This is a genomic window from Knoellia locipacati, from assembly GCF_044791685.1.
Classification (GTDB): Bacteria; Actinomycetota; Actinomycetes; order Actinomycetales; family Dermatophilaceae; genus Knoellia; species Knoellia locipacati_A.
On record NZ_CP087730.1, the window covers coordinates 2,082,530 to 2,096,826 of the forward strand.

Genomic DNA, 14,297 nt, shown 5'->3' on the forward strand with positions numbered 1-14,297 from the left:
CCGCAGAGGCAAGGCAGGTGGGGCAGCGGGGCAGCGCTGCGGTCAGGTGCTCGTCATGCTCGGCACCTCGTCCTCGCGGGCCTGGCCGGCCAGCTTGGAGCGCTTGTAGCCGTAGACGAAGTAGATGAGGAACCCGAGCGCCATCCAGATGGCGAAGCGGATCCACGTCTCCACCGGCAGCGTGAACATGAGGTAGGCGCAGATCGCCGCGGACAGCCACGGCAGCCACGGGCTGAACGGCACCCTGAACGGGCGCTCGAAGTCCGGGCGACGCTTGCGCAGCACTGGCACGGCGATCGACACGAGGAAGAACGCCGTGAGGGTGCCGATGTTGATCATGAACTCGAGCTTGCCGACGGGAGTGACGGCGGCGACGATCGCGACGAGCAGTCCCAGGCCGATCGTGATCTTGAGCGGCGTGCCGGTCTTCGGGTTGACCTTGCCCAGCGCCGCCGGGAGCAGCCAGTCGCGCGACATCGCGAAGACGACGCGGGACGAGCCGATGAGCAGTGTCATGACCACCGTCGTCAGACCCGCCACCGCACCCGCCGAGATGAGCGTGGCGTAGGCCGGCTTGCCCACCTGCTCGAACGCGCCGGCGAGCGACCCGGCCTCCTCGAGCTGGTCGTACTTGACCATGCCGGTGAGGACGAGAGCCGTGGCGCAGTAGAGGACCGTGCAGATGACGAGCGAGCCGAGGATGCCCCGGGGCAGGTCGCGCGCCGGGTTCTTGGCCTCCTCGGCGGTCGTCGCCACGACGTCGAACCCGATGTAGGCGAAGAAGACGAGCGAGGCCGCCGCGAAGATGCCCGAGATGCCGAAGGCCGACGGCGCGAACCCGAAGAGGAACTCGACGAGCGGCTGCTCCATCGTCGAGCCGCTCTCCGACGGCTTCGACGGCGGGATGAACGGGCTGTAGTTCGACGTCTTGATGTACGACAGCCCGGCGAAGATGACGAAGAGGACGATGAAGATCTTCAGCGCCACGAGCGCCATGTTGACCCGCAACGACTCCTTGATGCCGATCGAGACCAGCGCGGTGAGCAGCAGCACGAGGACGAACGCCGGCAGGTCGAAGGACGACCCGTAGGCCACCGACTCCGGGATGGTGATCCCGATGTGGTCGAGGAAGATGCCGAGGTAGGCCGACCAGCCCTGTGCGACAACGGATGCGCCGAGCAGCAGCTCGAGCAGGAGGTCCCAGCCGATGATCCAGGCGACGAGCTCGCCGAGCGACGCGTACGAGAACGTGTACGCCGACCCCGACACCGGGATGGACGACGCGAACTCGGCGTAGCAGAGGGCCGCCAGCGCACAGCAGATCGCGGCGACGATGAACGAGATGATGACCGCCGGCCCGGCGAGCTGGTTGGCCGCGCGGCCGGCGACGGTGAAGATACCGGCGCCGATGACGACGCCGACACCGAAGACGGTGAGGTCGAGGGCGGTGAGGCGCTTCTTGAGCTGGTACTCGGGCTCGTCACCCTCACGGATGGTCTGCTCGATGGTCTTCGTCCGCATGACGCTCATCGCATTCCCTTTCGTCCAGGGCGACGCTGGGTGCGCGGCCTGATGACGGGGATCTCACCCGTGTCCTCCAACCGAGAAGCGTGCAGGAGATCGGAGCTCCGGTAAAGGGTCTCGTGCGGCGGTGTCACGGTGTGCCGGTCGCGAACCGGACTCGGTATGCCGTCCGCCCCCGTGCCGCGCTCGCCTCGCCCGAGGTAGTCGCGCCAGCCGTGCGGGTCCTCCCACCCGTCCTGCCAGCCGTCGTCCCAGCCGCCGCCGGGACCCGGGCCGTGGCCGCCACCGAAGCCGCCACCGTGGCCGCCACCGGGGCCTTCCGGGCCCTCGTCGCCGTCATCCCAGCCGTCCTCGGGGTCGCGCGCCGCCTCGTTGGACCCGAAGAGCACCGTGCAGATCGCGCGGTAGTGACGGGTGGCGTCGGGGACGTACTCGATGTGCCCGAGCGCCTGGTCCTGGCCGGCCGACTCGAGCAGGAAGGTGCCGTAGCCGATGATCCGGCCCATGACCGAGCGGTCGAAGGTCATGTCGGTGACCTTCATGAGCGGCATCATCGCGACCTTGCGCCGGATGAAACCGTAGAAGAGCAGGAAGCGCTTGTCGGTGGCGACGAACCAGTCGTGGCGCCAGTTGAGGTAGCGCCAGAGGAAGTAGCCGCCGCCGGCGAACGCGGCATACCAGAACAGGTTCGCGAGCGTCGCCCCGCCGCGGGTCTGCGGGGCCTCGGCCTCGACGAAGGTCGCGAGGAAGAGCAGGCCGATGAAGAGGGCGGCCGGGCGGATCTGCGAGAACCAGTGCTGCCGCACCATCGTGACGACGTTCTCGCCGTCGACGAGGTAGCGCTCCAGCTCCCGGTCGAGGCGCCCGGACGCCAAGGTCAGCTCCGGGCGATCAGCGAGTCGAAGAACCGACCGATGTTGCGCACGCCGTTGGCGATGACGTCCCACGCGCTGCCGACGATGTTGGCGGCGTCAGCGGGCGACGTGAAGATGGCATAGAGCAGGAAGATGACGAGCAGCCATGTGACGATCTTCTTGACCGGGGGCATGGACACGTCGACTCTCTCTCGGGTTCGGGCCGGCGCAGGGGTACGCCGGCTCCACGGTGCAGCAACTCATGATGGCGGATGTGACTGGTGTGACTGCTGAGGTCTCGCGGCGTGTCGGACATCGACACGCCGCCGCACCCCGGCCGCAGTGACGGCGCCCGCAGGCGGCCGGCCCACGCCGCCCGGGGTCAGGCCCACGCCGCCCGGGGGGTCAGACCACGCCGTAGAGGCGGTCTCCCGCGTCACCGAGCCCGGGCACGATGTAGCCGAGCTCGTTGAGCTTCTCGTCGATCGACCCGGTGACCAGCTGGACCGGGACGCCCGCGTCGACCAGCGACTCCTCGAGGTGGGCGATGCCCTCGGGGGCGGCGAGCAGGCAGACCGCGGTGATGTCGTCGGCGCCGCGCTCGAGGAGGAACCTGATCGCGTCGACCATCGAGCCGCCGGTGGCCAGCATCGGGTCGAGGACGTAGACCTGGCGACCGGACAGGTCGTCGGGCAGGCGGTTGGCGTAGGTGATCGCCTCGAGCGTCTCCTCGTTGCGCTGCATGCCGAGGAAGCCCACCTCCGCGCTCGGGAGCAGGCGCACCATGCCCTCGAGCATGCCGAGCCCGGCGCGCAGGATCGGGACGATGAGCGGCTTGGGGTTGGACAGCTTGATGCCGGTCGTCGGGGCCACCGGGGTCTCGATCTCGAACGGCTCGACCCGCACGTCGCGCGTCGCCTCGTAGGCGAGCAGCGTCATGAGCTCCTCGGCCAGCCGGCGGAACGTCGGCGAGTCCGTCCGCTTGTCCCGCAGGTAGGTCAGCTTGTGGGCAATCAGCGGATGGTCCGCAACGTGAACGCGCATGGGTGAAACTTAGCGTGTGCTCCCTCACCCCGGACCAGCCTCGGGTCCGCCAACCGCTCCGGCACGCGAGGAGTATGCCGTCCCCATGCGTCGCGCGCTCGAGCTCGCCTCGCAGGCGGCGCGCGACGGCGACGTACCGGTCGGCGCCGTGGTCCTCGACCCCGGCGGCGAGGTCATCGGCGAGGGCCGCAACCTGCGCGAGGTCGAGGGCGACCCCACGGCGCACGCCGAGATCGTGGCACTGCGGGAGGCGGCACAGCATACGGGCTCGTGGCGTCTCGAGGACTGCACGCTCGTCGTGACGCTCGAACCCTGCCCGATGTGCGCCGGCGCCGCGATGCTCGCCCGCATCTCCCGGATCGTCCTCGGAGCCTGGGACCCGAAGCTCGGGGCGACCGGGTCGGTGTGGGACGTCGTGCGCGACCGGCGCGCGACCCACCGCATCGAGGTCGTCGGGGGAGTCCTCGAGGCCGAGGCGTCGCAGGTGCTGCTCGACTTCTTCGGGGAACGCCGGTGAGCGACCTCCTGGCCACTCTGCTCGACCAGCCACCGTGGATCATCCTCACGATCGCGGGTCTGGTCGTCTTCGGGGAGTGTGCACTCCTCGTCGGCATGGTCATGCCCGGCGAGACGGTCGCGGTCCTCGCCGGGGCAGCTGCGGCTCTGGGCCGCACCTCGCTCGCGTCGGTGCTGCTCGTCGTGCTCGCGGCCGCAATCGTCGGCGACAACGTCGGGTATGCCGTGGGTCGCTTCGCCGGTCCACGCCTGCACCGCCGGGTCACCAACCCTGCGCGCCGCCAGCGCCTCGCGGGTGCCGAGGCGCGGCTGCGGCTCCGTGGAGGACTGGCGGTCTTCCTCGGTCGGTGGACGCCGTTCGTCCGCTCGGTCATGCCCTCGCTTGCCGGCATCTCCCGTATGCCGTACGCCAAGTTCCTTGCCTGGGACCTGCTGGGTGCCGGGTCCTGGGCGGTCGGCAGCGTGCTCGCCGGGTACGCCGCGGGCAAGTCCTACGAGCAGGTCGTCGAGTGGCTCGGCACCGCGGGGGCGGTGCTGTTCGGGGCGTTCGTGATCATCGGCGTGGCCGTGTGGAGCTGGCGCAGGACCTCGTCCGTCGTGGGGTCCTGAGCCGCGAGCCCTTCGGGCCGCGAGATCAGGGGATGCGCACGTCGCCGACGGGGTGGATCCGCAGCCACTGGAAGCCGTAGCCGTCGAGGACGACCTCGAGCGACCCGTCCTCGGTGCGGCGGTCTGCTCCGGTGAGGAGGTCGGCGAGCTCGACGTCGCCCTCGTCCACCCACTCCGACAGGTCGAGCGTCACCGTCTGCGGCTCCGCCCCGAAGTTGTGGACGGCGACGACGGCAGCCTCGCCCGTCGAGCACTGGTGAGCGAGCACGGCCTTGTTGGGCTGGTCGAGCACGGTGAAGTCGCCCCAACCGAGCTCCGGGCAGGAGCGGTAGGTCTGGACCAGGTGGCGCATGAAGCTCCAGAGCGAGTCGGGGTCGGTCCGCTGCGTCACGACGTTGACGTGCTCGGGGCCGAAGCCGCCGGGGGTGACCTTGCGGACGAGCTTGCGCGGCGGCGCCGTCGAGAAGCCACCGGTCGGCCCCGGCGCCCACTGCATCGGGGTGCGGACGGCGTGCCGCCCCTCGCCCGCGAGGTCCTCGCCCATCCCGATCTCCTCGCCGTAGAAGAGCGTCGGAGTCCCCGGAAGCGTGAACAGGAGGCTGTAGGCCATGCGGACCCGGCGAGGGTCGCCGTCGAGCATCGGCGGCAGCCGGCGCTTGAGCCCGCGGTCGTAGATCTGCATCTCGGGATCCGGCCCGAAGGCTGCGAAGACCTCCTCGCGCTCCTTGTCGGTGAGCTTGTCGAGGGTGAGCTCGTCGTGGTTGCGCACGAACGTCGCCCACTGGCAGCTGCGGTGGATCGCGGGCCGGTCGAGCAGCGCCTTGGCCAGAGGCCGGGCGTCCTCACGGGCCAGCGCCAGGTAGAGCTTCTGCATCCCGATGAAGTCGAACATCATGTGCAGCTCGTCGCCGGCGTCCCCGCCGAAGTACTCGCGCTGCTGGGCGTGCGGGAGGTTGACCTCGCCGAGCATCATCGCCGCACCGTTGCGCCGGTTGATGAACGCGCGCAGGTCCTTGAGGTGCTGGTGCGGGTTGAGGTTCTCGACGACGTCGTCGTTCTTCTCGTGCTTCTCGGGCTGACCCTTGCCCGGCTTCGCCGCTGCCGTCTCGACGTCCTCGACGAAGAAGGGCACCGCGTCCACGCGGAAGCCGTCCAGACCGAGCTCCAGCCAGTAGCCGGCGATCCGGGCGATCTCGTCCCGGACCTCCGGGTTCGCGACGTTGAGGTCCGGCTGGTGCGAGTAGAAGTGGTGGAGGTACCACTCGCCGGTCCGCTCGTCGCGGGTCCAGATGGCGTCCTCCTTGTCGGGGAAGACGACCTTGGCGCTCGTGTCCGGCGGTGCGTCCGCGCGCCAGACGTACCAGTGCCTCTTCGGTGAGTCGACGCTGCGCCGCGACTCCTTGAACCACGGGTGCGTGTCCGAGGTGTGGTTGACGAGCAGGTCGGCGATGACGCGCAGGCCGCGGTCGTGCGCTGTGCGGATGACCTCGACGAGGTCGCCGGCGGACCCGACGCGGGGGTCGACGCCGTAGAAGTCCGCGACGTCGTAGCCGTCGTCCTTCTGGGGGCTCGGGTAGAAGGGCATGAGCCAGATGCACGTGACGCCGAGCTCGGCGAGGTAGTCCAGCCGCTCAGCGAGCCCGTGGAGGTCGCCGATCCCGTCGCCGTCGGAGTCGTAGAAGGTCTCGACGTCGAGGCAGTAGATGACGGCCGTCTTCCACCACTGGTCGCTGGTGTCGGTGATGCGCATCTCGGTCTCCTCAGGCGTGGGTGGGCGTGGAGGCGGTCAGGCGCGGGATGACCTCTGCGCCGAAGGCGTCGATGAACGCCTCCTGCTCCTGGCCGACGTGGTGCAGGTAGAGGTCGTCGAAGCCGAGGGAGGCGAGGTGGGCGAGGCGCTCACGGTGCTCGGACAGGTCGGCGGAGACCTGGACCGCGCCGCGCACGGCCTCGACGGTCACCTGCTCGCCGATGGCGTCGAAGGCCTCGGCCGTCTCGGTGTCCCAGGCGACCGGGGCGCCGATGACGTTGCTCCGCCACTGGTCGACGGCGATGTCCTCCGCCTCCTGCTCGTTCTCGGCCCAGCTGAGGTGGATCTGCAGCGACAGCTCACCGCGTCCGCCGGCCTCGCGGTAGGTCTCGATCACCCGTCGGAGCTGGTCCTCCGGCTGCACGATGGTGATGAGGCCGTCGGCCCAGGCCGCGACCCGCTTCGCGCTCTCGACCGACACGACGGGGGCGATGAGCTTCGGCTGCTGCTGGGGCAGGTCCCAGAGTCGCGCGCGGTCGACCGTGACGAGCCCGTCGTGGCTCACCTCCTCGCCGTCGAGCAGCCTGCGGATGACGTCGACGCACTCGTCGAGCCGCTGGTCACGCAGCTCCTTGCGGGGCCAGCCCTCGCCGGTGATGTGCTCGTTGCTCGCCTCGCCGCTGCCCAGGGCCACCCAGAACCTGCCCTCGAACATCTGCGACAGCGTGGCGATCTTCTGGGCGGCGATCGCGGGGTGGTACCTCTGCCCGGGCGCGCTGACGCAGCCGAACGACAGGTCGGTGGTCGCGAGGGCGGCGCCCAGCCACGCCCACGTGTAGCCGCTGTGGCCCTGGCGGGCGCTCCACGGCGAGAAGTGGTCGCTGCACATGGCCATCTCGAAGCCGGCCGCCTCCGCGTGCTGGACGTCGCGCAGGAGGGTGGCCGGACTGATCTGCTCGTGCGATGCGTGGAAGCCGTAGCGAGTCATGTCTCCACCACACCACACCGTCGACGCGTGGACCGCGCCCGCGTGGGGGTTGATGTGGGTCGATAGCGTGCTCCCATGGGCAGCGGGCACCACCACGGCCACGCCGGCGCGACGCACCGCTGGCGCCTCCGGCTCGCCTTCGTCCTCGTCGCGGCGTTCTTCGTCGTCGAGCTCGTGGCCGGCCTCACCTCGGGGTCGCTGGCGCTGCTGTCCGACGCCGGGCACATGGCCGCCGACGTTGTCGCGCTCGGCGCAGCCCTCATCGCGACGCGGATCGCCGCTCGACGCGACGTGTCCGGTCGCCGGACCTACGGGTCGTTCCGCGCGGAGGTCTTCGCCTCGGGACTGGCCGTGCTGCTCATGCTCGGCGTCGCGGCATACATCGTCGTGGAGGCCGTGCGACGCCTCGGCGAGACGACCACGGTCGCGACCGGGGCCATGCTCGTCGTCGGCGCGATCGGGCTCGCGGTCAACCTCGTGGCGCTGGTTCTGCTGCGCGGCGGCGCAGCCGAGTCGCTCAACGTCAAGGGCGCCTACCTCGAGGTCGTCGCCGACACGCTGGGGTCCGTCGGCGTCATCGCCGCCGGGCTCCTCGTCTCCGCGACGGGGGATGCCCTGTGGGACACCGGTATCGCGCTCGCGATCGCGGCGTTCGTCGCCGTGCGGGCGGTCCTGCTCGGGCGCGAGGTCCTCGGCGTCCTCGGCCAGCACGCGCCCGCCGGCATGAGCCCGGACGACGTGGCTGCGGCACTGTCGGCGGTCCCCGGGGTGCGCGACGTCCACGACCTGCACGTGTGGACCCTGACGTCGGGGATGAACGTGGCGACCGCGCACCTCATGACCGTCGAGGACGCCGAGCCGCACGCCGTGCTCGACGCGGCCCGCCAGGTGATGCGTGAGCGGTTCGGCGTCGAGCACGCCACCCTCCAGGTCGAGCCCGAGTCGCACGCCGGGTGCCACGAGGTCACCTGGTGAGTCCTTCACAGCACAAACCCGTTGCGGAGCGGCGCTTCACGAATTAGCGTCGGAGGACACGGAAGGGAGGTGGTCCAGGAAGTGATTTCTCATTGGACGCGTGAGGTGACTGCGCGCTAGTCGTGCACCTCGACTGCCGAGGTCGCGCCGCCCGGCGCAATCCCAGCAGCTCACCGCAGCCCGCGGGCCGTGCAGGTCGTCCCCTGCACCCGCCGACTCCCACACGGAGCGGCAAGGCCCGCGGGCTGTTCCGTGTCGCCCTCCGGTTCGGTTCGAGGTCCGTGGCGCGAGCCGCGGGGCGGTCGTGCCGTGGTCCGAAGGGCGCAGGACGTAGGTCCTCGTGGGTGCGTCCGTGCGCGAGGCATGTTGGTCCCATGCGAGTCCACCGAACTCTTGTCCTCGCGGCCGTCTGCACCACCGTGCTCGCCGGCTGTGCCGCCACCCCCGCCGACACCACGAGGTCGAGCGCCACTGCCACCGCACAGGCCTCGTCCGCGCCTTCGGACGCAGGCAAGGCGCTCCTCGCCAAGCACGCGCTCACGGGCAGGAGTGCCATGGAGGTGATCGACTCCCTCGACCGCATGCCCGTCGAGGAGCGCCCGGCGGACCTCCGCGCCTCGGTGCGCACCGACGTCCTGCTCGTCTCCGGCGACGACGCCGAGGTGTCGCTGCCGATCCCCGCCGACCGCTTCTACCTCTCGGTCGCGCCGTACATCGACACGACGCACGAGTGCTTCAACCACTCACTGACGACGTGCAAGGGCGAGCTCGGCGGCAAGGACGTCGACGTCAGCCTGGTCGAGGACGGCAGCGGTCGCGTGCTCACGGAGGGGGTGCGCACGATCTTCGACAACGGGTTCGTCGGCTTCTGGCTGCCGAAGGACACCACGGCCACCCTGCGGATCAGCCACGAGGGCAAGGTCGCCGAGGCGCGCGTCTCCACCGACGCCGACGCGCCGACCTGCCTCACGACGATGCAGCTGGCCTGAGCCCCGTCGCCCATCACGGGGCGGATGAGGCCGGCGGTCCTCAGGCGCGAACGTGGATCGTCCGGCCGACGCCGTGACGTCACCGTCACGGCGTCGATGGGCATGGTCCAACCATCCGATCGGGCCAGCCGTTCGTGCCCTGTGCCCGCGCCAACATTCGTCATGTCGCCGCTCCCAGTGGCGTCGGATGCTGAGGGGTGGTGCCGACGTCGGCGCCGCCTCGAGGACCGAAGGAGCTCGATGATGATGAGGAGACTGTTCGCGACCGCCGCCTGCGTCGCCGCCGCTGCGGTGATGTCCGCAGCCCCGGCCATGGCCGGAGAGGTCAAGGGTCCGCCCAGCACGGAACACAACGTGAACCTGACCGGCGCACTGGACCACGCCCGTTCGGCCTGTGCAGCCAGTGGGCTCAACGACATGGACCCTGAGGAGGGCCAGAACGCGTCGCAGGTGCAGACCGCAGCGGACTCGTGGAAGTACTACGGCCTGCCCAAGGGATCGCCCGGCACCCTCGGCCTGTGCCGCGGCGCCGGCGCCGCCGACTGACCTGCGTGGACTGGTCCCGCGTCCTCACGAACGGGGCACATTCGCCCCGCTCGTGAGGACCGTGGCCGGGTATGACGAAGGACCCCGGCGGTGACGCTGCCGGGGTCCTTCGTCATCTCGCGGTGGCGGTGGGAGCCGTCGTTCGCGACCGGCCTCGTTCCTCGGCCGTTCGCGAACTCCTCCCAAATCCCCCAGCTCTCGATAAACGAATCAGGACCCGGCGGTGAAGCTGCCGGGTCCTGATTCGTTTGGCGGTGGCGGTGGGATTTGAACCCACGGTGGGCTTGCACCCACACACGCTTTCGAGGCGTGCTCCTTAGGCCGCTCGGACACACCACCGCGAAGCAGGATACGCAACGAGCCCGCCGGAGCGAAATCGAGGGGTGGGCGGACGGCATACGGAGGCAACGTCGAGCCTCCGGGCCCTAGAGGTTCCCGCATTGGGGAGGAAGAGCAGAGGCGACGGCCGCCGTCAGGCCCGCGCGTCGAGCATCTGCTGCATCGCCTGGATCTCCGAGGTCTGGGCCGCCTTCATCGCCCGCGCGAGCGTCACCACCTCGGAGCGGTCGGAGCGGGCGAGCACGGCGTCAGCCATCTCCACGCCGCCCTTGTGGTGCGCCATCATCAGCGTGAGGAAGATCCGGTCCGCCTCGACGCCGCGCGCCGCAGCCAACCGCTCCAGGTCGGACTCGGATGCCATGCCGGGCATGTCCACGGACTCGCCCGAGGCCGACGTGGCGCCGTGGTGGTCCGAGCCCATCCACGCCATCGCCGGCTGCGAGCCCGTGGGCTTGAGGCCCCACAGCTGCACCCACGCGAACATCTGGCCCGACTGCTGCTGCTGGCTCGTCGCGATGTCGTTCGCGAACGTGCGCATCGCCGGGTCCTCGGTGCGCTCGGCGACGAGGAGCGACATCTGCACCGCCTGGCCGTGGTGGGTCTGCATGTCGCGCGCGAAGCCCGCCTCGGCCGACCCCTCAAGGGGGAACCCGCCGCGCCCGAACAGCGCCCACCCGAGCACGAGCCCGGCGAGCAGTGACAGCACGGCGAGCAGCACCGACAGGCCGACGACCTCACCCCGGGAGCGGGATGAGGCCGTCGACACTGTGGAAGGCGAGTCGGTCACGATGCCGACGGCGAGGGGCTCGCGCCGGGCATCGACGAGGGGCTCGTCGACGGCGTCGCACCGTTGGAGGGCGCAGGCGCGCCACCCGCGAGGCTCGGCGACACCGTCGGGTCGGTGCCGTCGGTGCCGTTGGTGCACAGCGCGCCGGGCTCGGGGGTGCCCGGACCCTGGCGGTACTCCTGGATGAACTCCTCGAGCCGCGGGTCGTCCGCACCGGTGAGCTGGAGCTGGTGGCCCCACGACGAGACGACGACCGGCGCCGGCAGGCCCTCGAACGGCGACAGCACCGCGTAGGTGCTCGGCGTGACGTCCTTGAGCTTGTCGACCTCGGCCGCGGCGAGGTCGGGCTGGTAGGTGATCCACACGGCGCCGTGCTCGAGCGAGTGGACGGCGTTCTCGGTGGGCACCGGCACGTCGTAGACGCCACAGTTGAGCCAGACCGGGTTGTGCTCGCCACCGACCGGCGGGCTCTCCTTGTAGGTCACCGGCGTCTGGACGTGAGCCCCGGCCTCGTACTTGTAGTCCTTGACCGCCTCGAGGCTCGGGGTGTTGGCCTTGTCGTTGATCACCGCGAACGCGACGGCGCCGACGACGATCGCGATGGTCACCGCGGCCGCCCCCCAGATGGCGAGAAGCCGGCGCTTGTCCTTCTTCTGCTGCTCCTTGCGCATCTGCGCCACACGGTCGGAGGCGTTGCGCTGGCTCGCGCGCACCTTCTTGCTGCCACTCCCGGACGGGGCCACGTCACACTCCTGAAGATCGATCGATGTCGAGAGATTGTCACCCATGCGTCTGGGAGTTCGCTGGGGCAGTCCGTTTTCAGGCGATCCAGTGACGGGTCGCGACAGCCCAGGTCGCCGCCACGAGGAGGACGGCCGACAGCCCCAGCCCCACGGCATACACGCGCCTGTATGCCGTCCCGTCCCGGAGCGTCGCGAGGGCCAGGTAGGCCGGGAACCACGTGAGGGCGTAGCGAGGTGAGGACACCCAGAGGGTGGAGCACACCACGACCCCGACGGTGAGCGCGAGGTAGGTGAGCTCGGGCCAGCGGCGCTGTCTCGCAAGGAGAACGCACACGCCGACGCCGAGTGCGACGGCCGCGATGTCGGCCGCCCGACTCGCCGCCAGCCAGGCGTTCGGGCTGTCGAGCAGGGCCTGCCACGCCTGCGCGAGACCGGTCCACGGAGTCGCGATCGAGCGGTCCCAGCCGCGGTCCTCGGCCTCGCGCCACGCGTCCCACGAGCCGGTCAGGGAGTGGAGGTGGGCCATGAAGGCGCCGACGCTCACGGCGGGCAGGCCCAGGGCGAGCACGTCCCACCGGGGCCGTGGCCGGCCGTCGCGGTGCCACTGGATGGCGTACATGACGACGAGCCCGGCGGCGAGGAAGAGGCCGTTGACGCGTACCCCGGTCGCGAGGGCGGCGAGCACGCCCGCCCACCACCACCGGCGCCGCGTCGCGAGCAGCCAGGCCCCGAGCGAGAGCGCGAGGAACAGGGCCTCTGTGTAGACCGCGACGAGGAAGAAGCCGCAGGGCGCAAGGGTGAGCAGCAGGACCGCCCGGCGTGCTGCAACCAGTCCGCCGCGGTCGTCCTCGACGACGAGCCGCCACAGGAGCCCGGCCGCAACGGCTCCCGCGACGAGGGAGACGAGGAGGCCGGCGCCGGTGACGCTGCCGCCGGTGACCGGCGCGAGCGCGGCCATGAGCAGCGGGTAGCCCGGGAAGTACGCCTGGTCGCAGCAGTCGAGGCCCGGGGGGAGGTAGCCGAGCGTCGCGATCCGGACGAAGTGGTAGCTGTCCCACGCCGAGAACCGGTCGAGCCACCACGTGCCCGTGGCCCACTCGTGCCCGACCGCGCCCTGCCCGGCGAGCGCCGCCATCGCGAGGACCGTGATGACGAGCAGCAGCCTGGAGCCGAGGAAGGCGAGGCCGGCGCGCAGCTCCGGGGAGGAACGCAGGCTCGTCACCGGCCGCGGTCGCGCCAGAACGGCTCGAGCGCCTCGAGGTGCCTGACCGCGGCAGTCGCCCGCTTCAGGTGAGGCTTCTTGTCGGGCTGGGGCTGGTGGGCCCCGACGAGCTCGAGCAGGTGGTGGCTCGTCTCCAGGTCGCCGAGGTCCCCGAGGGCGTCCTGGAGCTCCGTGGCGCGGCGCTCGAACTCGGACGGCGCGGACCGCGGCTCGTGCGCCGACTCGGGCAGGACGGCATACAGGCCGCTGAAGAACTGGACGCCGTAGCGCAGCTTCTTGGCCTCCTTGCGCACGGCGTGACGCTCGGCACGAGAACCCCGGTCGAGGTGGGCGCCGCCCTTGAGGACCCGGCGGTAGCGGCGTTCGAGCGCGGCGCCGGCGGCGTCGAGCACGGGTGGGTCGAGCGGGACCTCCTCGTGCAGGTGGCGGAGCAGCATGTCCACGTGGGTCCTGAGGTCGCTCCAGCGGTCCGAGCCGATGACCTCGAGGACCTCGTCCCAGGCGCCGGACTGACGGTGCAGCAGGCGCTCGCGCGAGGGTCCGGTGAGGTCTGTGGCGTGGTCACGGACCGCGACGTCCAGGTCGCGCGCCCGACCGAGGGGCACCCCGAGGTCGCGGATCTCCGCGCTCACCCACGCGAGCTTCTCGCCGTCACCGAGGGGTCGCCGCAGGAGGGAGATCGCCACCCGGGCGCGCCGGGCGCCGATCCGGACCTGGTGCAGCGACTCGGGGTCGCGCTCGGTCCGCAGGCGCCCGACGTGCTGGCTCACGTGCTCGCCGGCCGCGCGCACGATGACGTCGAGGGCCTCGGTCGCCGTGAGGTCCGGGGAGAGGATGATCGGCGACACCGGCGCGGGGGTCACGTCGACGATCCGGAGGGGCGCGAGCTCGGCGCCGGGCACATCGGCAGTCCGGCGGACTTGGGCGACGGCGCCAGGGTGGAGAAGGAGCTGCCCAGGACGAGGTCGACCGAGGTGTCCTTGCGCTTGTCGGCCATCGTCGTCGTGCCCCTGCCGCCGAGGGGGCTCACGAGGGCCACCCGGGTGCGGCCCGCCGGTCCGTAGCGCACCTCAGCGACCGCGACCTTGCGGCTCAGCGGGTCGTTGCTGACCGTGCCGATGAGGAAGCCACGCTCGCGCAGGTCGGCCGCCGTGCGCGCCGCGAGGCCGCTCTTGGAGGTCGCGTTGTAGACGTTGACCTTCGTCACCGCGGGCGTGGGCACCTTGGGGTTGAAGGGGCGGCAGGTCGGCCCCGTCGTGGGCGTCGCCTCGCCGGCACCCGAGGCCCGGTAGTACGAGTAGGCGTACCAGAACGCGAAGAAGAGCATGAGCAGCACGATGAGGATGGTCGTGGCCGCCCGCCTGTTCTGGTGGCGGTGGCGGAGCTCGGCGGTGAGGTCGCGGTCGGGCAT

16 protein-coding genes and 1 tRNA gene are annotated in these 14,297 nt (G+C 70.9%); 5 read left to right on the forward strand and 12 right to left on the reverse strand.

The annotated features are described in order from the left end of the window. Positions 1-42 precede the first annotated feature (42 nt). From LL946_RS09610 to upp, 4 genes are all read right to left on the reverse strand, one after another. Positions 43-1,530 carry an amino acid permease gene (locus LL946_RS09610; protein WP_404380064.1) on the reverse strand — a complete coding sequence of 496 codons (1,488 nt, stop codon included), beginning with the start codon at positions 1,528-1,530 and terminating at the stop codon, positions 43-45. Then, positions 1,527-2,399, reverse strand: a complete 873-nt coding sequence (locus LL946_RS09615) for a PH domain-containing protein (protein ID WP_404380066.1) — start codon at positions 2,397-2,399, stop codon at positions 1,527-1,529. The genes LL946_RS09610 and LL946_RS09615 overlap by 4 nt, the downstream gene beginning before the upstream one ends. Before the next feature lie 2 nt (positions 2,400-2,401). Further along, entirely contained in the window at positions 2,402-2,578 is a 177-nt protein-coding gene (locus tag LL946_RS09620) for a hypothetical protein (protein ID WP_404386957.1), read from the reverse strand. A 205-nt stretch (positions 2,579-2,783) separates the two neighbouring features. After that, a complete protein-coding gene (gene upp / locus LL946_RS09625) occupies positions 2,784-3,422 on the reverse strand; it encodes a uracil phosphoribosyltransferase (protein WP_404380068.1) in 639 nt (212 codons plus the stop codon). Positions 3,423-3,507: 85 nt separating this feature from the next. Between upp and tadA the strand changes: the two genes are divergently transcribed. Both tadA and LL946_RS09635 read left to right on the forward strand, forming a co-directional pair. Beyond that, positions 3,508-3,939, forward strand: coding sequence for a tRNA adenosine(34) deaminase TadA (gene tadA, locus LL946_RS09630; RefSeq protein WP_404380070.1), 432 nt, complete (start codon positions 3,508-3,510; stop codon positions 3,937-3,939). Next, complete coding sequence (locus LL946_RS09635) at positions 3,936-4,547, forward strand: DedA family protein (protein ID WP_404380072.1); 612 nt, start codon at positions 3,936-3,938, stop codon at positions 4,545-4,547. The genes tadA and LL946_RS09635 overlap by 4 nt, the downstream gene beginning before the upstream one ends. Positions 4,548-4,572: 25 nt before the next feature. On the opposite strand, the gene LL946_RS09640 is transcribed toward LL946_RS09635, so the two are convergent. Next, positions 4,573-6,297: an alpha-amylase family protein gene (locus tag LL946_RS09640; RefSeq protein ID WP_404380074.1), complete on the reverse strand. Its 1,725-nt coding sequence runs from the start codon at positions 6,295-6,297 to the stop codon at positions 4,573-4,575. Between the two features lie 10 nt (positions 6,298-6,307). Then, positions 6,308-7,285, reverse strand: coding sequence for a TIGR03885 family FMN-dependent LLM class oxidoreductase (locus tag LL946_RS09645; RefSeq protein WP_404380076.1), 978 nt, complete (start codon positions 7,283-7,285; stop codon positions 6,308-6,310). Positions 7,286-7,360: 75 nt separating this feature from the next. Here LL946_RS09645 and LL946_RS09650 point away from each other — a divergent pair, with 75 nt between their 5' ends. From LL946_RS09650 to LL946_RS09660, 3 genes are all read left to right on the forward strand, one after another. Continuing rightward, positions 7,361-8,260: a cation diffusion facilitator family transporter gene (locus LL946_RS09650; protein WP_404380078.1), complete on the forward strand. Its 900-nt coding sequence runs from the start codon at positions 7,361-7,363 to the stop codon at positions 8,258-8,260. 374 nt (positions 8,261-8,634) lie between these two features. After that, positions 8,635-9,249, forward strand: coding sequence for a CueP family metal-binding protein (locus LL946_RS09655; protein ID WP_404380080.1), 615 nt, complete (start codon positions 8,635-8,637; stop codon positions 9,247-9,249). A 240-nt stretch (positions 9,250-9,489) separates the two neighbouring features. Continuing rightward, a complete protein-coding gene (locus LL946_RS09660; protein ID WP_404380082.1) occupies positions 9,490-9,795 on the forward strand; it encodes a hypothetical protein in 306 nt (101 codons plus the stop codon). Between the two features lie 249 nt (positions 9,796-10,044). On the opposite strand, the gene LL946_RS09665 is transcribed toward LL946_RS09660, so the two are convergent. From LL946_RS09665 to LL946_RS09690, 6 genes are all read right to left on the reverse strand, one after another. After that, a tRNA-Ser gene (locus tag LL946_RS09665) sits at positions 10,045-10,134 on the reverse strand. Between the two features lie 133 nt (positions 10,135-10,267). After that, complete coding sequence (locus LL946_RS09670) at positions 10,268-10,900, reverse strand: DUF305 domain-containing protein (protein WP_404380084.1); 633 nt, start codon at positions 10,898-10,900, stop codon at positions 10,268-10,270. Positions 10,901-10,917: 17 nt separating this feature from the next. Next, positions 10,918-11,664 carry a DUF3105 domain-containing protein gene (locus LL946_RS09675; protein ID WP_404380086.1) on the reverse strand — a complete coding sequence of 249 codons (747 nt, stop codon included), beginning with the start codon at positions 11,662-11,664 and terminating at the stop codon, positions 10,918-10,920. Between the two features lie 76 nt (positions 11,665-11,740). Then, positions 11,741-12,886: a mannosyltransferase family protein gene (locus LL946_RS09680; protein WP_404380088.1), complete on the reverse strand. Its 1,146-nt coding sequence runs from the start codon at positions 12,884-12,886 to the stop codon at positions 11,741-11,743. Beyond that, a complete protein-coding gene (locus LL946_RS09685; protein ID WP_404380090.1) occupies positions 12,883-13,749 on the reverse strand; it encodes a CHAD domain-containing protein in 867 nt (288 codons plus the stop codon). Before LL946_RS09685 ends, LL946_RS09680 begins: the two co-directional genes overlap by 4 nt. Further along, complete coding sequence (locus LL946_RS09690; protein ID WP_404380092.1) at positions 13,746-14,297, reverse strand: LytR C-terminal domain-containing protein; 552 nt, start codon at positions 14,295-14,297, stop codon at positions 13,746-13,748. The genes LL946_RS09685 and LL946_RS09690 overlap by 4 nt, the downstream gene beginning before the upstream one ends.